Genomic DNA, 20303 nt, shown 5'->3' on the forward strand with positions numbered 1-20303 from the left:
GACTGCGGTTGGGACGAAGTTTTCTGCGCAATCGAGGTCGAAAGTGCGCAACTTCTTGCGCAGTACTGCGCAAAAAGTTGCGCACTTGGCTGCGAGCCACGCCAATCAAGGCCTGTAGCGTGATAGGCGGTCGTTTTCGCCGAACAAGTGCGCAAGAAGTTGCGCAGTAAGGCCAAGTGCCAGTGTCGAGCGGTTGAAACGATCCGGCTGCATCGAAGGTCAATCACTCACGAGCGCGCCGAAGGCGTACGAACATTCCCCACATCGAGTGAGAGCGACATGAAAATCCTGATGGTTTTAACGTCCCACGATCAATTGGGTGATACCGGCAAGCAAACCGGTTTCTGGCTGGAAGAATTCGCCGCGCCGTATTACGTGTTCAAGGACGCCGGCGCGCAACTGACGCTGGCCTCGCCCAAGGGCGGCCAGCCACCGCTGGACCCCAAGAGTGACGAACCTGACGCACAGACCGCCGCGACCGAGCGCTTCCGCAAGGATTCTGCCGCCCAGTCGGCGCTGTCCTCCACGGTTAAGCTGGACATGGTGAAGGCTGCGGACTTCGATGCCGTGTTCTATCCCGGTGGGCACGGCCCGCTGTGGGACCTGGCTGAAGACCGGCATTCCATTGCGCTGATCGAAGCGTTTTATAACAGCGGCAAGCCAGTGGCTGCGGTGTGCCATGCGCCTGGCGTGTTGCGCCATGCCAAGGGCGCGGACGGTCAGCCGCTGGTCAACGGTAAGCAGGTGACCGGTTTCAGCAACAGTGAAGAGGAAGCGGTAGGGCTGACCAACGTGGTGCCGTTTCTGGTGGAGGATGAGCTCAAGGCCAAGGGCGGGGTTTTCTCCAAAGGCGCGGACTGGTCGAGCTACACCCGTGAGGACGGGTTGCTGCTGACGGGGCAGAATCCGGCGTCGTCGGAAGAGACGGCGTTCGCCTTGTTGTCGCGACTGCGCTGATAGCCGCACTTGATTCTGTGGCGAGGGAGCTTGCTCCCGCTGGAGTGCGCAGCGCTCCCAAAACAAGGGCCGCTTCGCAGCCCAGCGGGAGCAAGCTCCCTCGCCACGGTCAGCTCAGTTTCAACCGCAATGCTTGGGCGCATTCTTCAATCGAACGCCGCTGCGTCTCGGCATACAATCCCAACTCATCAATAGTCGAACGCCCCAGCGCCTGTTCGAACGCCTGACGGTTCGAGTGTTCGCCGTAGTGCGTTTGCGCTGCGTCCCCAAGGTTCGACTGAAAAATCCCCGCGGCACTGACCGGCAGGAAATCTTCGTACACCAATGGTTCGGCTTTCACATGACCGTCGCGGAGCAGATCCTCCAGCGATGCTGACGTGAGGCTACCCACGGCCAAGCCTTTTTCCGTAGGGAAGTAGCGAAAGTACGCCAGCTCCTGCTCACGCATGCCGTCGACGCTGTCAGGAAATTCGCCAAAGTGCCGGGTCATCAGTGCGTTGTAGCGAGCGGCATTGCCTTCGTTGGGGAAGTCACCCAGTTCATCGCGCGCGGCATTCAGCAGGCGGTCATACAGCGCCCTGCCTTTGGGCGTCAGCGCCGCACCGCGTTGTTCGATCTCGCCGAAACGCGCGCTGTGGCTGCCGTGGGTGTCGTGCTGGTCGGTGAAGGCGATCGGCTCGTCCAGCGCCTTGAAACTGGTCTGGCGCAGCAGGATCGGGCATTGCCGGCGCGGCGGGCCTTCGATCACCGCTTTCGGGGTGATGCCGTGCACCGGCATTTGCGCCTGGACGATGTCGATGTCCAGCGTGCGCGGGGTCAGGTGATTGATGTGCGGGCCTTTGAACGCCACCACGTCAGCGATCAAACGGTGTTGGGCGCTGAGTGTCTGGTACTGCGTGGCGGTGACAGTCGCGCTGTGATGCCAGCGAAAGGTCTCCAGTGCCTGCAGGACAAATTCCGCCGCCTCACGCTCATTCAAACCACCGGCCGCTTCGGCTTGCTCGATCAGCTTCAGCGCCTGCGGGGTAAAGATCGCACGCTGGTTCAGCACCGCTTCGGCAAAGGCGCGCAACTCGGGATCTTCGATCAACTCCAGCCTTAGCAACGAGGTGAATACCCGAAACGGGCTGACCTGCAGCGCCGCTTCATGCACCGCGCGAAATGCCGTGGAGTGCACCGGCACGCCCGCCGGGGTCAGGTCGTAATAACCCACCGGTTGCATGCCCATCACTGCGAACAGGCGGGCGAGGGTCGCCAACTCTGTGCCGGTGCCGACGCGGATGGCGCCGTGGCGCTCCATGTCCAGGCGCTCGATCTCGCCGGTGCTGTGCAGTTGTCGGGCGATGTGCGGTTCGCGGGCCAGCACCTCGCGGTTGGTCTGTTCCACCAGTTCCATCAGCGCGCCGTACAACGGCACTTCTTCGCGGTACATGTCGGACATCGCTTTGGAGAAGCGTTGGCGGATCAGGTCAGGGCTGACGAAAGGCTGCACGGTCATGAAAAAAATTCCTGCCACGGTCACGTAAAGGATGGAGGAAAAGATCGCAGCCTTCGCCGGCGGCGGCAAACGAAGAATCCTACGAACTTCATTCTGCCAACGACTGATCCACCAGTTCGATCCAGTGCATCACCTGCGTGCGTCCGGCGCCAGCCAGATGATTCTGGCAACCGATGTTGGAGGTGACAATCAGCTCCGGGCGCCCGCTTTCCAATGCGTTGAGGCGGTTGTCGCGCAGTTGCCGGGCGAGGGCCGGTTGCGTCAGCGAATAGGTGCCGGCCGAACCACAACACAGATGGCCGTCCGGCACTGGGGTGAGATTAAACCCGAGACGGGTCAGCACGGCTTCCACCGCGCCGCCGAGTTTCAACGCGTGTTGCAAGGTGCAGGGGCAGTGCACGGCGATCCGTCGTTGGGTCGCGGCGCACACCTGTTCCAGCGGTTCCTGCGCGAGGAGCTGCACCAGGTCCAGCGTCCGCTCGCTGATCTGCCGCGCCTTGGCGGCGTAGCGCGGATCCTGCGCGAGCAAATGCCCATAATCCTTGATGAACGCGCCGCAACCACTGGCCGTCTGCACGATGGCTTGTGCGCCGTTTTCCAGGTGTGGCCACCAGGCGTCGATGTTCTGCCGGGCGCGGTCGAGGCCCTTGGCCTGGGCGTCGAGGTGGTAATCCAGCGCACCACAGCAACCGGCCTCGGCCACCGGGGTGACGCTGATCCCCAGCCGATCGAGCACCCGCGCCGTCGCGTCGTTGGTGTTTGGCGACAGGCCCGGCTGTACGCAACCTTCAAGCAGCAACACCCGACGCGCATGGCGTGGCGCAGGGCGCGAGCCGGATACCGGCGCGCGTTGCGGCAATTTGCTTTCGAGGATTTGCGGTAACAGCGGCCGGAACGTCGTGCCGACCCGCAGCAAGCCCTTGAATACTCCGGGATTCGGCGCCAGTGCGCGCAAGCCCTCGCGCAACAGACGTTGAGCGGCGGGGCGCGGCACGGCCTTGTCGACCACTGCCCGGCCGATGTCGAGCAGGTTGTGATAGTCGACGCCGGAGGGGCAGGTGGTTTCGCAGTTGCGGCAGGACAGGCAGCGATCCAGATGCAGTTGTGTCTGCTCGGTGGCCGGTGCGCCTTCGAGGACTTGCTTGATCAGGTAGATGCGCCCGCGCGGGCCGTCGAGTTCATCGCCGAGCAATTGATAGGTCGGGCAGGTCGCGTTGCAGAACCCGCAATGCACGCAGGTTCGCAGAATTTTTTCCGCCTCGGCAGCACGCGGCAGTTGTCTGGCTTGTTCGCTGAGGGTGGTTTGCATGGCTAGAACTCCGCGTACATCCGGCCGGGGTTGAACAGCCCTTGCGGGTCGAGTTGCGCCTTGAGTTGCCGGTGATAGCGCAGCAATGCCGGGGCCAGCGGCTGGAACGGTGTGTCGCTGGCGCCATGGGTGAAGCAGGTGGCGTGGCCGCCGAGTTCCTGGGCGAGCATCTGAATCTGCGCATGATCGGATTTCAGCCAGCGTTGCGCGCCGGCCCAGTCGATCAACTGCTGGCCGGGCCAGTCCTGCGGCCCGAGATTATTCGGCAGCGACAGGCGCCACAGCGGCAGGCCTTCGTCAAAAAATGCCAGGCGGTGTTCGTTCAAATCGCGCCAGAACACCGAGTCCAGCGGTTCGCCGCCGAGCCGTTGATGGGCGGCAGTCACCGAGCCTTCGCCGCCTTCCAGGCGCAGGAACAGGCTATGCCCGTCATGACAGGCGCCGCTGATCGGCAAGGGTTGCTGGCCCCATTCGGCCAGTCGGGTCAGTGCTCGGGCGCAATCGAGGTCGAGGCGAATGCTCAGGCACTGACGCGGTTTTGGCAGGACTTTCAGCGAGACTTCAGTGAGCACGCCGAGGCAGCCGAAACTGCCGGTCAACAGGCGCGACAGGTCGTAGCCGGCAACGTTCTTCATCACTTCGCCGCCGAAACGCAGGTGCTGGCCGAGGCCGGTGATCACCCGGGTGCCGAGGACGAAATCGCGCACCGAGCCAGACCATGGCCGCCGTGGCCCGGACAGTCCGCTAGCGATCATCCCGCCGACGGTTGCGCTGTCGTCAAAGGCCGGCGGCTCGCACGGCAGCATCTGCCCGGCCGCGTCGAGGACGTCCAGCAACTCGCGCAACGGCGTACCGGCGCGCACGCTGACCACCAGCTCCGTCGGTTCGTAGCGCACGATGCCGCGGTGCACGCGGGTGTCGAGCACTTCACCGGCCACTTCGCGGCCGAGAAACGCCTTGCTGTTGCCGCCCTGGATTTTCAGCGGCGTGGCGTTGGCCAGCGCCTCGTTGACCTGATCGAGCAGGGTGCTGCTGGCGTCGACGTCGGCCATCAAAAACGCTCCAGTTCGGGGAATGGCAGTTGTCCGGCGTGAATGTGCATCGCGCCGAATTCCGCGCAGCGATGCAGCGTCGGAATGTTCTTGCCGGGGTTGAGCAGGCCTTGCGGGTCGAACGCGGCTTTGACCGCGTGGAACAGGCTCAGCTCAGCGCTGTTGAATTGCGCGCACATCTGATTGATTTTCTCGCGGCCGACGCCGTGCTCACCGGTGATGCTGCCGCCGACCTGCACGCACAGTTCGAGAATCTTCCCGCCCAACGCTTCCGCGCGATGCAGTTCGCCGGGCTGGTTGGCGTCGAACAGGATCAACGGGTGCATGTTGCCGTCGCCGGCATGGAACACGTTGGCGACGCGTAAACCGTATTCGACAGCGAGGCGGGCGATGCCTTGCAGCACGCCGGGCAACTCGCGGCGCGGGATGGTGCCGTCCATGCAGTAGTAGTCCGGCGACAAGCGGCCGATGGCCGGAAAGGCGTTTTTGCGCCCAGCCCAGAAGCGCACGCGCTCGGCTTCATCCCGGGCCTGCCGCACCTCGCTGGCGCCGGCCTGGAGCATGACGTCGCGGACCCGCAGGCAATCATCGTGAACGTCGGCTTCGACGCCATCGAGTTCGCACAACAGGATCGCCTCGGCATCGACCGGGTAACCGGCGTGAATGAAATCTTCGGCGGCGCGGATCGCCAGGTTGTCCATCATCTCCAGGCCGCCGGGTATGATCCCCGCCGCGATGATGTCGGCCACGGCGCGGCCGGCCTTTTCCACCGAGTCGAAACTGGCCAACAGCACCTTGGCGACTTGCGGTTTGGGCAGCAGTTTGACCGTGACTTCGGTGATGATCCCCAGCAATCCTTCCGAGCCGGTGAACAGCGCGAGCAAATCAAAACCCGGCGCATCGAGGGCGTCGCTGCCCAGGGTCAGGCGTTCGCCTTCGATGGTCAGCACTTCGATCTTCAGCAGGTTGTGCACGGTCAGGCCGTACTTGAGGCAATGCACGCCGCCGGCGTTTTCCGCGACGTTGCCGCCGATCGAGCAGGCGATCTGCGACGACGGATCCGGCGCGTAATACAGGCCGAACGGCGCCGCCGCCTGGGAAATCGCCAGGTTGCGCACCCCCGGCTGAACCCGCGCAGTGCGGGCTGCCGGGTCGATATGCAGGATGTTGTTGAACCGCGCCATCACCAGCAGCAGGCCTTTTTCCAGCGGCAAGGCGCCGCCCGACAGCCCGGTGCCAGCGCCACGGGCAACCACGGGCACGGTGTGTTGATGGCAGAGTTTGAGCAGGGCCTGCACCTGATCGAGTCGGCGGGGCAGGGCGACCAGCATCGGCGTGGTGCGATAGGCCGACAGCCCGTCGCACTCGTAGGGCTTGAGTTCGTCTTCGCGCCAGAGTAGGTCAAGATCCGGGATGGCGTGCTGCAGGGTTTTCAGCAGTTCAGCCTTGTTCACCGCCGGTAGCGGGCCATCAAGGCGTTCGTCGTAGAGAATGTTCATTCCGACCTTCCGAATCTTTGTCGCCGGGACGGTTTGTTGTGGCGAGAGAGCTTGCTCCCGCCGGGCTGCGCAGCAGACCTGAGAGGCAAGCCGTATTCGCTGGATTAGGGCCGCTTCGCGCCCCAGCGGGAGCAAGCTCCCTCGCCACGATCCCGGCAGTGGGTTTCATCGCTGATTGCCCAGAAACTCCCGATACAACCGCGCGGTATTCCCCGGCTGTTCAACCATCGGCATGTGCCCGACGCCGTCCCACACGTCGACCCGCAGGTTGGCGATGCCCTTGCTCCAGATCGGTACGCTGCTAACGTCGATCAAGCGGTCCTTGCGTCCCCACAACAGCAGCGCCGGGCATTTGATGTCGGCCAGTTTCGGCTCCATCGGCGGGCTGGCGCGAAAGTCGCGGAAGATCTCTTCCAGCTCGTCGCGCTGGCGTTCGTAACGCTGGGCGATCGCGTCCAGTACCAGCCCGGGCACCCACGGTGGCGAGGCCATGGTCATCGCATAGAACTGGCGAAACTCTTCCCGGGAATTGATCAGAAACGGGTTATGCCCGCGCGCCAGATGCCGCTCCATGTCGCTGGCCTGCGGTGCGGTGACGCCGGCCGGGTCGATCAGCGCCACCGAGGCGATCCGCTCCGGGTAAGTCGCCGCCAGCCATGCCGCGATGTAGCCGCCCATCGAGTTGCCGATCACGTGCACTTTCTCCACGCCACAGACGTCGAGCAACTGGATCATGCGCTTGGCCTGCAGCGGAATGTCATAGCCACCACCGGCCTTGAACCCGGTTTCACCGTGGCCGGCGATGTCCGGAATGATCACCCGGTACTGCCGGACGAAATGCCGGGCAAAGCGCAGCCACAGGTTCTTGTCGGCGCTGTAGCCGTGCAGCATCAGGATCGCGCTGGCCGCTTCATAGGGGCCGCCTTGCCACGTCGATACGCTCATTTCGGCAATCGGCACCTCGATTTTATGCAGCTTATACAGCTTGGCTTCGAGGGCCGTACTCAGGTCGTACAGCCAATGGCCGACCGCCGGGTAACTTAACCAGCTCCAGGCGACGAAAACCGCGAGAGCGACAAACAGCAAAAGCATCGACGTCTTCCTTTTACGTGTTCAGGACAGAATGTGGTCAGCCGGTTTCAGCGCCCGGGTCAACCGGTAGTAGCTGAAACTGAAGCCCGGAAATATCGCGATCACATGACCGCTTTTGCTCTGATACCAACTGTGACAGCCGCCGGATTTCCATACCGTGCGTTCCATCTCACGGTGGATCATTGCAGTGTAGGAACGTTCCGCTTCGGCGCGCACCTCGATGCTGTGCAGGCCCCTGGCCTCAAGGGTGTGGATGCAATCGAGGATGTAGTTCATCTGCGCCTCGATGATGAACAGCGCCGAGGTATGCCCGATGCCGGTGTTCGGGCCGGTGACGATAAACAGGTTGGGGAAGTCCGGCAGGCTGGTGCCCAGATAGGCGCGCGGGTACTGCGCCCAGACATCCTTGAGCTGTACGCCGTGCTTGCCGGTCACCGGGTAGGACACCACGCCGTCGGTGGCGTCGTAGCCGGTCGACCAGACAATCAGGTCGACCTCAATGTGCTGGCCGTCCGTGGTGGTGATTCCGCTTTCATCGATTTCGGCGATGCCTTGCTCACGACTGTGCAACGTGACATTGGGCCGGGTCAGCGCCGGGTAATAAGTGCTGGAAAGCAGGATGCGCTTGCAGCCGATGGTGAAGTCCGGGGTGAGTTTTTCGCGCAACAGCGGATCCGGCACCTGCTGCTTGAGAAAGCGCAGCGCCTGACGCTGGACCAGGTGAATCGCCGGTCTGGAATATTTGAAGGCGATCACCCGGGTTTCGAATTGCCAGTAGAGCAGCCAGCGCAGCAGCTTGTACGCCGGTTTCAAGCCCAGCAACCAGCGCTGAAAGCGCCCGAACGTGCGATCAGCCCGCGGCAACACCCAGTGCGCTGTGCGCTGGAACACATGCAGGTGCCCGACCTCGGGGGCAATCGCCGGAATCACCTGCGCGGCACTGGCGCCGCTGCCGACGATGGCCACGCGTTTACCCCGGTAGTCGTAGCTGTGATCCCAGTTGTTGGTATGAAAAGTCTTGCCCTGAAAGCGCTCCAGGCCGGGGAAGGCGGGGATCACCGGTTGGCTCAGCGGGCCGCTGGCGTTGATCACGAACTGCGCGTAGAAGACTCCGCGGCTGGTCTGCACCGCCCAGCGCTTTTCCGCCTCGTGCCATTCAATGTGTTCAACATTGGTTTGCAGCTCGACACGTTCGCGCAGGCCGAAATGCTCGATCACGTATTGGGTGTATTGATGCAGTTCGGCCTGGGCGGCGAACATCTGCGTCCAGCGATACGGCGCGAACGACAGCGAATACAGTGGCGAAGGCACATCCACCGCTGCGCCGGGGTAGGTGTTCTGGCACCAGGTGCCGCCGAAAAAGTCGCGTCGTTCCAGCAGGCGGAAATCATCGATCCCGGCCTTGAGCAAATTGACCGCCGCACACTGGCCGCCAAATCCGCTGCCGATGATCAACACTCGGTAGGTCTGCATGGGCCTCCTTCTTATAGTCGTTTTTCCGTTTTCATCCTTTCAGGTATAGCTAAATATTTGCCCTGTGCGCGGCGGCGATGCCCCGGTATTCAGCGGCTGGCCGGTGATGGCTATTTAATCGCTGCCTGTTAGACTTCCAGCACATCCGTCTGACGGTGTGCGCAGGTTCCGTTGAGTGGTCGAGGCCCTTATGCGAAACAAGGGGGGAAAGGGACTTTCACTGGCCAGGAGGCTTTATACATCGCGAACCCTCGGCCTGGTGCTGGGGCTGTTGTGCGTGAGCGCGGCGATGTACCCGCTCGACCCGCCGCTGTGGGTCTGGGGGCTGATGTTGTTCAATGGCCTGCTCTGGCCGCATCTGGCGTTTCAATGGGCCCGTCGTGCCAGCGTTCCCTACCACGCCGAACACCGCAATCTGTTGGTCGACGCATTTATGGGCGGCTTCTGGGTCGCCGCCATGCATTTCAATCCGCTGCCCAGTGCCACCACTGTTTCGATGATGGCGATGAACAACGTTGCCATCGGCGGGCTGCGTTTTCTCGCCGCTGGCCTGGCGGCGCAGATCCTCGGCATCGGTGTCGGCCTGGTGGTGTTCGCCCCGGCCTTCATCCCGCAAACCTCACCGTTGCAGCTCTACGCGTGCCTGCCGTTGCTGATGCTGTACCCATTGGCGCTGGGCTGGATCTGCTTTCGCCAGGCCTACACGCTGGGCCTGCACAAGCGTGAGCTGCTGGCGCTGAGCCGCACCGATAGCCTCACCGGGCTGCTCAACCACGGCGCCTGGAAGGATCAGCTGGAAGTCGAGTTTCAACGCTGCCGCCGGCAGCAGCAGGGCGCGGCCATCGCGCTGATCGACATCGACCATTTCAAACCGATCAACGACACCTACGGTCACGTCGCCGGCGACATCGTGCTGCGCCAGTTGAGCAAGATGCTCAAGCAGAACCTGCGCGCCGCCGACGTTGCCGGGCGGTACGGCGGCGATGAATTCTGCGTGATCCTGCCCGACCTGCCGCTGTTCAACGCCGCCCAGGCCATGGAAGCCTTGCGCGAACGTTTCGCCACCCTGGGTTACGAGCAGAACCCGGCGCTCAAGGTCAGCCTGAGCATTGGCCTGGCCGCCTACGATCCGAGCCATGGCGACGCGACCCGGTGGCTCAACGATGCCGATCAGGCGCTGTACGAGGCCAAGGCCACCGGGCGCAATCGAGTGATCTGCAACAGTGATGATCGGCCGAAACACGAAGTGCTTGATTCGGTCTGACTGCTCAGCACAATTCCTGCAGGTGTTCGGTGTCCGCCGCAGAGATGTCGCATCCGGTATAGAGCCTCGCGCCGATGTCAGGTACGGTTTAATCCCCCCCCGACGCGAAACAAGGATCGATTCATGACGTTCTCATTTTCCCGCTCCCTGCTGGCCGCCAGCCTCGGTCTGTCCCTTGCCTTCAGCACCGCCAACGCCTTCGCCGAACCGCACAAGCAAGTGCTGGCCGATGCCGAGCAGTATCAGCCCGAAGCGCTGAAACTGCTGGAACGGCTGGTCAATATCGACTCCGGCTCCGGTTATGAACCGGGCTTGAAACAGGTCAGCGAGATCGCCATCGATGAACTGAAAAAACTTGGCGCGACCATCGAGCTGGTGCCCAATACCCCGGAAAAATCCAATCATGTGCTGGCGACCTTCAAGGGCACCGGCAAGGCGAAAATCCTCTTGATGGCGCACATGGACACGGTGTTCAAGGAAGGCTCTGCCGCCGAACGCCCATTCCGGATCAAGGACGGCCGCGCCTACGGGCCGGGGGTGATGGACGACAAGGGCGGCATCGTCGCCGGGATCTACGCGCTGAAAATTCTGCAGAACCTCGACTTCAAGGACTACGCGCAAATCACCTTCCTGCTCGACGCCAGCGAGGAAACCGGCTCGGACGTCGCCACCGACCTGATCAAGAAAACCGCCAAGGCCCATGACGTGACCCTCAACCTTGAGCCGGGGCGTCCGGCCGATGGCCTGGTGGTGTGGCGCAAGGGCAGTGCGACCGCGCTGGTCGAGGTCAAGGGCAAGGCTGCGCATGCCGGGGTGGCGCCGGAGCTGGGGCGTAACGCGGCAATGGAGGCGGCGCACCAGATTCTGCAACTGGGCAAACTCGGCGACGAGGCGAAGAAAACCACGATCAACTTCACCGTGCTCCAGGCCGGCGATCGCACCAACGTGATCCCGGATCACGCCAGCGCCAAGGCTGACGTGCGCGCGGCGGTACCGGAAGAGTTCGACCGGATCGAGAAAGACCTGGCGCGGGTGTCGCAGGACAAGCTGATCGCCGAAACCGAAGTCACCACCAGCCTCAAGCGCGGCCTGCCGCCGATGCCGCAAACGGCGGAGTCGGATCGCTTGATGGCCATGGCCCAGGGGATTTACGGCGAGATCGGCCGCAAGCTGACCGAGGAGGGCAGCGGTGGCGCGGCGGATGCCAGTCTGTCCGCCGGGGTGGGCACGCCGACGCTGGACGGTTTCGGGATTGTCGGCGGCAATATCCACACGCCGGAGGAGTACGCCGAAGTGGCGAGCGTGGCGCCGCGGATTTATCTGTTGTCGCGGATGATCATGGAGTTGGCCAAATAGGCACAGCTTGAACAGTGTTCAGGGATGAGGCGACCGGCCCCATCGCTGGCGAGCCACCCGCAGTGGATCTTCAGTGAACGCAGTCTCTGTGTTCGACACAGATCAAATGTGGGAGCGAGCCTGCTCGCGATGGCGTCGGTACAATCAACAGCCATACAGCCTGATCCACCGCCTTCGCTGGCAAGGCAGCTCCCAAAGGGTTGGGGGGTGACCACACATCGATGGTCTGCCAAATCACCTGTGGGAGCGGGCTTGCCCGCGATGGCGTCAGCCCGGCCAACACATCACTCCTTGACGCTCATGTATTCCTTCGCCCACAGGATGTAATCCTCAGGCTGGGTGTAGGTGTGTGTCAGCTCGGTGGCGCTCAGGTCCGAGGCCTGGGTGAAGATCTGCCGCTGTTCGCGCAGGCTGTCGTAGGTGGCCTTGATCGCCGCGAAATAGGCGCCGTGACCGTCGATGGTCACGCGCACGCCCAGTTCGGCCAGGCGTTTGTCGTCGCGCAGTGCCGGGTTGCCGTAGGTGACCAGCATCAGCGGCACGGTCAAGTGTTCGGCAATTTGCTCGAGCTGATCGAAGTCCTGTATCCCGACCATGCAGATGCCATCGGCACCGGCGGCCTGGTATTGCTTGGTGCGGCTGATGATTTCCTGGTTCGGCAGGATGCCGGCGTTGGTGCGGGCAATGATCGCCATTTCCGAATCGACCCGGGCTTCCAGCGCCGCGCGGATCTTGCCGACGCCTTCGGCGACCGAGATCAGGTCGGTGGATTTGCGGCCGAATTGTGCCGGCAGCAGGGTGTCTTCGATGGTCAGGGCGGCGACGCCGGCGCGTTCCAGTTCGACGATGGTGCGCATCACGTTGAGGGCGTTGCCGTAGCCGTGGTCGGCGTCGGCGATCACCGGCAATTGGGCGACGCGGCCGATGCGGGTGGCCTGTTCGGCGAATTCACTGAGGGTGATCAGGGCAAAGTCGGGGGCGCCCAGTACCTGCAACGAGGCCACGGAGCCGCCGAGGATCCCGACTTCAAAACCCAGGTCGGCGGCAATGCGCGCGGACATCGGGTCAAACACCGAGGCGGTGTGGTAGCAGGTGTCGGAAGCCAGCAATTGACGGAAGTTACGGCGCAAATCTTGATGGGAAAGCCTGGTCATACGAGTTCCACCAATACAAAGGAATGGAACGGCTTGAGCAAAGGTGTCAACGCCGAAGAATGAAAAGGCTATCACGCGAATGGGTCAGGGTTCATGACGAATTTGCGAGTGAGGCGTTGATGATGGTCCCAGCGGCTGAAAGGTTTCATCTGCAATCAGCGGATTTCCAGTGGCAGGCCCCGAGTTCAGGCCGCTACCGCCTGTTGCTGTTGCCTGGGCAGCAGCACCGCGCGCACCGAATTGCCCGGTTGCAATTGCAGGCGCTTGGCGGTGAGGCGGTCGACCACCAGGGTATTGCCGACCTGACGACCCGCGGCCACGGTGATGCGGCAGTTTTCCAGGCGCCGGTTGTGGATCAGCCATAACGGCGCCTGATCATCCGGCGTGCCCAGGCTCAGGGTCAGCGCCAGGCTGTCGCGCACGGTACGAATGCTGCCGATCGGTGCTTCGATCACCGGGCCGCCGTCGAAGATGTCGATGTAGCCCTTATGGGTAAACCCTTCTTCGCGCAGGATCTTCAGCGCCGGTTCGGTGTTGGGATGCGGTTGGCCAATGACCGCTTGTGCCTGTTCGGTCAGTAGGCAGGTGTACAGCGGCTGGCGCGGCATCAGTTCGGCGATGAACGACTTGTTGCCCAGGCCCGACAAGTGGTCGGCGTGGCTGAAGTCCATCTTGAAAAAGTGCCGGCCCAGGCTGTCCCAGAACGGTGAACGACCAAGTTCATCGGCGCTGCCGCGCAGTTCGGCGATCATCTTCTCGCCAAACAGCTGCGGAAACTCGGCCACGAACAGCAAGCGTCCCAACGACAGCAGCCGCCCATTGCTGCCGTGGCGATGGTCGTGGCTGAGGAACAATGAGCACAGTTCCGACTGGCCCGTCAGTTCGTTATTGAGAAACAGCGTAGGAATCTGCCGCGAAATGCCCAGATCCGGCGCCGAACTCACGGTCAGGCCAACCCGGTAGTTGTACCAGGGCTCACGCAGGCCCACCGCCCCGGTCAGGGCGCTGACACCGACCACGCGCAGGTCGTCGTCTTCGAGCACGAACAGATAATCGGCGTCGGCCCGCTCGACCTGCTCGGCGAACGCGCGCTGAGCCCAGCGCACCCGATGGGCGAGGCGGTCTTCATTGGCCGGCAGGGTGGTGAACCCCGGGCCGGCCTGTTGCACCAGGGTCATCAGCGCGGGCAGGTCGCTGACTTTGACCGGACGGACGATCATGCGGTAACTCCTTGTACGCGCCTGTTCGGGCACTGTCGTTGGGTGTGCAGCCGGGCGTGGTTCACAGGGCTGTCAGCCTGATCGTGCTGCCATCGCTGATATTCAGCGCCGCACACAGGTCCGGTGTGAGCGACAGCGGTTGATCGGGCTGGTAATCCAGGTCGGCGACGATGGCCCGGAAGCCCTGCAGTGCGTCGTTGCTCAGCAGATAGCGGCCCCGGGCGTCGATCTGCGGTTGCTGGCGCACGGTGGCAGTCTGGCTGTGGGCTATCGAACGGATGTTCGCGGTGCGCGCATACAGGGTCGGGCCGGCGTCGAACAGGTCGATGTAGCTGTTGGTTTCAAAGCCTTCACGTTCGAGGATGTCGAAGGCTTCCTGGCCGTCCGGGTGAATCCGGCCGATGCATGCCTGCGCCGCCGGGGGCAGCATCGGCACGTAGATCGGGTATTGCGGCATCAGTTCGGCGAGAAAGGTGCGGCTCTGCAGGCCACACAGGCGCTCGGCCTCGACGTAGGGCAGGTCGAAGAAATGCTTGCCCAGGGCGTCCCAGAACGGCGAGTGGCCGTTCTCGTCGCTGTAGCCGACGATTTCGGTGATCACCGCATCGGCAAACCGTTGTGCGTGGGCGGCGATGAACAGCAATCGCGCCCGCGACAGCAATTCGGAAAAGGCGCTGCGCACCAGCGCGTTGTCGATGTGAAAGCCGCGCAGCAAGGTGTGGTCGTTGAGGTCGTGACACAGCGACAGCGCCGGCACGCCGTGCTCGATGTTCAATTCCCGCGAGGCACTGGTGAAGTGGCGGTTGCGCAGGCTGTAGAACGGTTCGTTGAAACCGGCAGTAGCGAGGATCTCCGAGCAGCCGACCAGCCGTTGTTGCTCGAGGTCTTCCAGCACGAAGAAGTAGTTCTCCGGGCCTTGCGCCTGAATGTCGCTGTCGAACGAGGCGCAGGAGCCGGCGATTTTTTCGCGCAGGCGCTCGCTGTCGTCCGGCAGCGACGTGACGCCGACCAGACTGTCGCGGGCCAGCTGCTGCAATTGCGGCAGGTCGGTTGGCTCGACTGGGCGTAAGACCAGCATGGATGCACTCCTGTATCAAAGGGTTCGGTGATCCCCACCGAACCTGACTATCACTGTCGGTTGCCACGCTTTAAAGCGGCGGTCGCCTGATTTGTTGTCAGACGCCGCCCTTTTTCTTGTCAGCCATTGCTCGGGTCAGGCAGCGCGGTGCTGGCGCCGAGCTTGTTCAGGAAGAACAGGTACACCAGGCCCAGGGCGATCCAGATCAGACCGAGTTTCTGCGCATCGACGCCCATGTTGTACATGATGGCGGCGACGATGATGAAGCCGATCACCGGGCAGATCAGATGGCGTACGACCTGACCGGATTTCTGCCGACGCCAGTAGTAGTTGATCACTGTCAGGTGCAGCAGCATGAAGCCGCTGAGGGCACCGAAGTTGACCAGCGAGGTCAGGGTGTCGACCGAATTGATGAACAGGTAGCAGATCACCAGCGACAGCACCGCCACCAGGTAAATGCTCAGGTACGGGGTGTTGTGCTTCGGGTGCACCTTGGCCAGCACTTTGGGCAGCTTGCCGTCGCGAGCCATGCCGAACAGCAGGCGCGACACGGCGGCTTGCGAGGTGATTGCCACTGCCACGCCCCAGGCCAGCGCGGTCGCCACACCGGTCAGGGTGGCCAGCCAGCTGCCGGCGGCAATTTCGGCGATTTCATAGAACGCGGTGTCGGCGGACTTGAAGCCCATGCCGGCCGCCAGATCGGTGGCGATCCAGGTCTGCACGACGAAAATCGCGCCCATCACCACCAGGGTGATCAGCGCCGCTTTGCCGACGCTTTTGCCCGGGTCGCCTTTGATTTCTTCCGCGAGGGTCGAGATCGCATCGAAGCCGAGGAACGACAGCACCGCAATCGACACCGCTTGCATCAGCAGGGCGAAGTTGAACGTTTCCGGGTGATACAGCGGCGCCAGGGTCAGCTCGCCGTTGCCGCCACCGTTGTGCAGGGCGTTCCAGGCGTAGAACAGGAAAATCCCCAGCACCACCAGTTGCGCCAGCAGGAAGATGATGTTCATCCGTGCGGTGAAGGTGATGCCGCGCAGGTTGACGAACGTCGCGCTGACCAGGAACGCCAGAATGAAGCCGACTTTCGGAATGTCCGGGTACAGATGGTTCAGGGCCATCGCCGCGTAGACGTAGAGCAGCGGCGGAATCAGCAGGTAATCGAGCAGCATCAGCCAGCCGGCGATGAAACCGACGTGCTGATTGAGGCCGCGTTGCGCGTAGGAATATACGGAACCGGCAATCGGAAATGCCCGCGCCATGCTGCCGTAGCTCAGCGCGGTGAACAGCATCGCAACCATGCCGATGATGTAGGCCAGCGGCACCATCCCGGGCGCCTCGGCATTGACGTAGCCATACACGCCGAAGGGGGCGATGGGGATCATGAAGATCATCCCGTACACCACCAGGTCGGTCAGTGTCAGGCTACGTTTCAACTCCTGTTTGTAGCCAAACTCTTCTATTTCCATGAAGCGAACTCCTTGTCAGCCTATCCAGCGTTTTTAGTTGTTATGTCGATCCGTCGTGTACAGCGTCAGCAGTTTTAACAGCATTCGTTACAGCAGGGGCGCCAAGCGCTCGGCCCACAGCGCGGCGGCTTCGGGGCTGCGCAGCAGATCGTTGCGCACCTCGATCAGCACCGACTCCAGGCCTCGGGCATCGCCGTGCACCGGCACGGTCATGTCGCCCAGCGGATCAATCCGGTACGGCTGGTTGCCCGCGACTTTCAGCGGGTACTGGCCGAGGCCGTCGATCACCCGCTGCGCATAAGCGCTGGCCTGACCGAACAGCACGCCGACTTCCAGCGAGCGCGGCTGGCCGTAATACACCGGGGTAAAACTGTGAATCCCTACGACCCGCACCGGCTGGCCCTGCGCGACGCGCTCGTCGATCAAGGTCTGCAACTGGGCGTGAAACGGTTTGAACAGGTTCTGGCGCCGGTATTCGCGGGTGGCCTCATCCAGGTCGCGGTTGCCGGGCACCTGATAAATCTCGCTTTGCGCCGGGATGCTGTCAGGGGCATGCCGGGGCCGGTTGAGGTCGATCAGCAGCCGTGAATAGTTGGCGCTCAACAGCGTCGCCCCAAGTTTTTCCGACAGCGCTTCGGCCAGTTGCAAGGCACCGATGTCCCAGGCGATGTGTTCGCGCGCGGCTGCATCGTCCAGGCCCAGATTGTTCAGGGCTTCGGGGATGTAGCGGCTGGCGTGCTCACACACCAGGATCAACGGATGCGATGAATCTTCGCGGCTCAGGTTGTAGACCGGGCGGGTATACAACCCCAGCTCGGCGGATTCAGTACAGGCGTGCATAGTGCTCACACAGGTCAGCGGGCGAGAGCTGTTCCGTCAGCGCCAGTTCCTCGGTTTTAAGGGCGTGGTAAGTGTCGAGCAACGGCTTGGGCAGCCATTGGTTGAAGGCTGCACTGTCACGCAGGCAATCCAGCGCCTGGGCCAGCGAGGCGGGCAGGGCAACGATGCCCCGGGCCTTGCGTTGCTCGTCGTTGAGTGAATCGGGAATTTCATCGGTGATCGCGTTCAGCGCCAGACGCTGTTCGATGCCCAGCCGTCCGGCGATCAGCAGCGCGGCCATCGCCAGGTGCGGCGAGGCGGTGGCGTCCATGGCGCGGAATTCCAGGTTGTACTGCGCCGCCACGGACTTGCCGCCCAGGCTCACGGTCGGGCAGATACGCAAAGCCGCTTCGCGGTTCTGCTGCCCCAGGCAGGCGTAGGACGCGCTCCAGTGATGTGGCTGCAAACGCTCGTACGACACCGGCGTCGGCGCGGTGAATGCACACAGCGCCGGCAGGTAATGCAGAACCCCGGCGGCCCAATGCTGGCCGAGGGTCGACAGGCCGTTGCTGGTGCCCGCGTCGTAGAGCATCGGCAGGCCTTGCAGATCGAGCAGGCTGATGTGCAGGTGCACACCGTTGCACACCGCGTCGGCCTTGGTTTTCGGCGCGAAGCTGACGTCGACGCCCATTTGCCGGGCGATTTCGCGGGTGATCTCGCGCACGTTCACCGCGCGATCCGCCGCTGCCACACCGCGGGTCGGTCGGCAGGTGATTTCGTATTGATGCTTGCCGTATTCGGGCAGGAACATTTCCGGCTCGACGCCGCCGGCGCGCAGGGCACTGAGCAGCCAGCCGCCGAATTCGGCGCCCTGACGCTGTGCTTCGAGAGAGAACGCCAAGTGTTCGGCGAAGCCGGCATGCAGGTTGAATTCGTGTTCGAACGCGGCGTTGACCTGCAACCCGAGGTCATCGCGATAGCGCTCGATTTCATCGCGCAACAGCGTGCGCGGGCAGGCGCTCCACGGGCGGCCATCGGTTTCGCGGATGTCGCCGTGAATGAAGTCCAGCGCCGGGGCTGCAGCGTCCGGGCCGTTGCCGACGGTGACGCGGCTGGCAAGATCGGGGATCAGCCGCAAATCGCCATAAGCACCCCACGGGTTGGTGGAGGCGATGATGTCCTGGGGCGTCAGCGCACTGTTGGCCGGCACCCAGCCGCAACCGGCGGCTTGATAATGCTCCAGCTCGTCGGTGGGAAACGAGCGGCCACGGGTGATGCCGATCAGGTCGGTGGTGACGATGGTGGTCATCGGCAACGGCGTCAGGCGTTCGCTCATGGGCGCATCTCCTGCAACCGGCCGAGCACGGTTTGCGTGTCGGTGATCCAGCAGTAGCCCTTGATCGCGTTCAGGCAGGCGTCGTGTCGCGCCTGGGTGTAGGTGGCACAGGCGTCTTCGACCAGCGTCACCAGATAGCCACGGTCGGCGGCGTCGCGCACGGCCATGTCGACACACTGGTCGGTGACGATGCCGGCAATGATCAGGTGACGGGTTTCGAGGTTGCGCAGCACGTAATCGATGTTGGTCGAGTTGAACACCCCGGACGAGGTTTTCGGCAGCACGATTTCGTTCACCACCGGGGTCAGGTCGTCGATGATCCGCGCCTGCTCACTGCCCTTGGGCAGGTGCATGTCCGACAGTTTGTGGTCCAGCGAGCGGTCGCGGCCGTCGGCGGTCAGGCTCTCGATGATGGTGTGCAGCACGTTCTGCCGCGCTTCGCGAAAGGCACTGAGCAACCGGCGTTGATTAGGCACCACCTGCATGTGCGCGCGGGTCAGGAAATATTCGGCGTCCGGGCCGTCGAGGTGCGGGTCGAACTGCGGTTCGAGCCAGGCACGCTGCATGTCCACCAGCAACAACGCAGTGTGGTCGGTGACAAACGGCAGATCCCGCGGCGAGCGGTGGGGAAGGCTGAACATCCTTATTTATCCTCCAGCAGGTGGGTGTTGAACTCATTGCGCATGGCATCGATGCCTTCCAGGCGATCGGCCAGATCCGGGCTGCGCAGTGTCAGGCAGGCAATCAGCGCTTCGACCTGGGCCAGCGCCGGCACCATGGTGTCGAACGGCGAGGCCGATTCCACCGGGGCGCTGATGATCAGGTCAGCCAGTTCGCGCAGCGGCGAGGCATAGATGTCGGTGAACAGCACCACCCGCGCGTTACGGCTCTTTGCGGCACTGGCCACGCGCAAGGCCTGGGTCTGGTAGCGGCGATAGTCGAACAGCAGCACTACGTCCTGACGTTGCAGATCGAACAGCCGGTCTGGCAGTTGCGCGTTGTCTTCCAGGGCAAAGCAGCCGGGACGCAGCAGACGCATGTGATTGAGCAGGTAGTTGGCCATCAGGCCGCTGAAGCGTCCGCCGAAGCAGTAGATCTGGTGCCGGGTGTCGAGCAGCCAGTCCAGCAGAATGCGCACGTCTTCGGGCTGGGTCAGGGCCTGGGTTTCCACCAGTTGGCGCTGACTGTCGGCCAGATAATGGCCCCAGGCATCGTCCTTGTTCAGCTGCGAACGCGGCTGCAACAGTGTGCGTGGCGAACGCAGGCGGTGGTCCATGTCGCTGAGCAGGGCGTCCTGAAATTCGGCATAACCGCCGAATCCGAGCTTCTTCACCAGCCGCACGATGGTCGGATCGCTGACGCCGGCGTGTTCGGCCAGACGCGCCATCGGACCCAGGCCGTTGCGTGGATACTGGTCGAGCAGGGCGCGAATCACTTTGCGCTCCGACGGCGTCAGTTCCAGGCCGGGATCGGTGATCAAGTCTCTTAGAGGGGGCATCCGGGCTCCTGCTGGATGAGGGGGTGTCGAATTCGTTTCACAATCCGCTAAAACAGTATTTATGTAACTCAGGTTACATGTCTAGTGAATTTTTACCGGTAGCGATTCAGCGTTTAAATAACGTGAGAGGCCTGTGTAACAAGGGCTACACCGATGTCGCTGGCCTTTGTAGTCCATTGCCCATCGGCGTGTAAGACATTGCCGTTTTTTCATGTTCAGCAGGTTGGAC

At 62.8% G+C, this 20303-nt stretch carries 17 protein-coding genes; 3 read left to right on the top strand and 14 right to left on the bottom strand.

All coding sequences use genetic code 11. From position 1 onward, the window contains the following. Positions 1 to 279 precede the first annotated feature (279 nt). Positions 280 to 957 (top strand): type 1 glutamine amidotransferase domain-containing protein, encoded by a 678-nt coding sequence (locus HBN98_RS21105; RefSeq protein ID WP_083368677.1) that lies wholly within the window; start codon positions 280 to 282, stop codon positions 955 to 957. Between the two features lie 109 nt (positions 958 to 1066). Here the strand turns inward: HBN98_RS21105 and hglS are convergent, their stop codons facing one another. The 6 genes from hglS to HBN98_RS21135 all read right to left on the bottom strand — a co-directional run bounded on the left by hglS (position 1067) and on the right by HBN98_RS21135 (position 8880). Beyond that, positions 1067 to 2455 (bottom strand): 2-oxoadipate dioxygenase/decarboxylase HglS, encoded by a 1389-nt coding sequence (gene hglS, locus HBN98_RS21110; RefSeq protein ID WP_083368679.1) that lies wholly within the window; start codon positions 2453 to 2455, stop codon positions 1067 to 1069. Positions 2456 to 2543: 88 nt separating this feature from the next. Then, positions 2544 to 3764: a glycolate oxidase subunit GlcF gene (gene glcF, locus HBN98_RS21115; protein WP_064588102.1), complete on the bottom strand. Its 1221-nt coding sequence runs from the start codon at positions 3762 to 3764 to the stop codon at positions 2544 to 2546. Between the two features lie 2 nt (positions 3765 to 3766). After that, on the bottom strand, positions 3767 to 4816 hold the full coding sequence (gene glcE, locus HBN98_RS21120) for a glycolate oxidase subunit GlcE (protein ID WP_083368680.1): 1050 nt from the start codon (positions 4814 to 4816) through the stop codon (positions 3767 to 3769). Continuing rightward, the gene (gene glcD / locus HBN98_RS21125; protein ID WP_083368681.1) at positions 4816 to 6315 is read right to left on the bottom strand and encodes a glycolate oxidase subunit GlcD; all 1500 of its coding nucleotides are present in this window, start codon (positions 6313 to 6315) and stop codon (positions 4816 to 4818) included. Before glcD ends, glcE begins: the two co-directional genes overlap by 1 nt. 165 nt (positions 6316 to 6480) lie before the next feature. Next, a complete protein-coding gene (locus HBN98_RS21130; protein WP_064588099.1) occupies positions 6481 to 7407 on the bottom strand; it encodes an alpha/beta fold hydrolase in 927 nt (308 codons plus the stop codon). A gap of 21 nt (positions 7408 to 7428) precedes the next feature. Then, on the bottom strand, positions 7429 to 8880 hold the full coding sequence (locus tag HBN98_RS21135) for a flavin-containing monooxygenase (protein ID WP_083368682.1): 1452 nt from the start codon (positions 8878 to 8880) through the stop codon (positions 7429 to 7431). 190 nt (positions 8881 to 9070) lie between these two features. Here HBN98_RS21135 and HBN98_RS21140 point away from each other — a divergent pair, with 190 nt between their 5' ends. Then, positions 9071 to 10144: a diguanylate cyclase gene (locus HBN98_RS21140; RefSeq protein ID WP_083368683.1), complete on the top strand. Its 1074-nt coding sequence runs from the start codon at positions 9071 to 9073 to the stop codon at positions 10142 to 10144. A 123-nt stretch (positions 10145 to 10267) separates the two neighbouring features. Next, the gene (locus HBN98_RS21145) at positions 10268 to 11500 is read left to right on the top strand and encodes a M20/M25/M40 family metallo-hydrolase (RefSeq protein WP_064588096.1); all 1233 of its coding nucleotides are present in this window, start codon (positions 10268 to 10270) and stop codon (positions 11498 to 11500) included. A gap of 284 nt (positions 11501 to 11784) precedes the next feature. Here HBN98_RS21145 and HBN98_RS21150 read toward each other — a convergent pair whose 3' ends face one another. From HBN98_RS21150 to HBN98_RS21185, 8 genes are all read right to left on the bottom strand, one after another. Next, the gene (locus HBN98_RS21150; RefSeq protein ID WP_064588095.1) at positions 11785 to 12654 is read right to left on the bottom strand and encodes an isocitrate lyase/PEP mutase family protein; all 870 of its coding nucleotides are present in this window, start codon (positions 12652 to 12654) and stop codon (positions 11785 to 11787) included. 185 nt (positions 12655 to 12839) lie between these two features. After that, positions 12840 to 13874 carry an arginine N-succinyltransferase gene (gene astA / locus HBN98_RS21155; RefSeq protein WP_064588094.1) on the bottom strand — a complete coding sequence of 345 codons (1035 nt, stop codon included), beginning with the start codon at positions 13872 to 13874 and terminating at the stop codon, positions 12840 to 12842. Between the two features lie 61 nt (positions 13875 to 13935). Continuing rightward, the gene (locus HBN98_RS21160; protein ID WP_083368684.1) at positions 13936 to 14952 is read right to left on the bottom strand and encodes an arginine N-succinyltransferase; all 1017 of its coding nucleotides are present in this window, start codon (positions 14950 to 14952) and stop codon (positions 13936 to 13938) included. 119 nt (positions 14953 to 15071) lie between these two features. Then, positions 15072 to 16421, bottom strand: coding sequence for an APC family permease (locus HBN98_RS21165; RefSeq protein ID WP_083368685.1), 1350 nt, complete (start codon positions 16419 to 16421; stop codon positions 15072 to 15074). 87 nt (positions 16422 to 16508) lie between these two features. Continuing rightward, positions 16509 to 17261 (bottom strand): N-formylglutamate amidohydrolase, encoded by a 753-nt coding sequence (locus HBN98_RS21170; protein WP_083368686.1) that lies wholly within the window; start codon positions 17259 to 17261, stop codon positions 16509 to 16511. After that, complete coding sequence (locus HBN98_RS21175; RefSeq protein WP_064588090.1) at positions 17245 to 18576, bottom strand: type I glutamate--ammonia ligase; 1332 nt, start codon at positions 18574 to 18576, stop codon at positions 17245 to 17247. The genes HBN98_RS21170 and HBN98_RS21175 overlap by 17 nt, the downstream gene beginning before the upstream one ends. Next, a complete protein-coding gene (locus tag HBN98_RS21180; RefSeq protein WP_083368687.1) occupies positions 18573 to 19217 on the bottom strand; it encodes a cysteine hydrolase family protein in 645 nt (214 codons plus the stop codon). The genes HBN98_RS21175 and HBN98_RS21180 overlap by 4 nt, the downstream gene beginning before the upstream one ends. 2 nt (positions 19218 to 19219) lie before the next feature. Then, entirely contained in the window at positions 19220 to 20074 is an 855-nt protein-coding gene (locus tag HBN98_RS21185) for a MurR/RpiR family transcriptional regulator (RefSeq protein ID WP_083368688.1), read from the bottom strand. Positions 20075 to 20303: the final 229 nt, after the last annotated feature.

Source organism: Pseudomonas koreensis (genome assembly GCF_012986595.1).
In the GTDB taxonomy this organism is placed as follows: domain Bacteria; phylum Pseudomonadota; class Gammaproteobacteria; order Pseudomonadales; family Pseudomonadaceae; genus Aquipseudomonas; species Aquipseudomonas koreensis.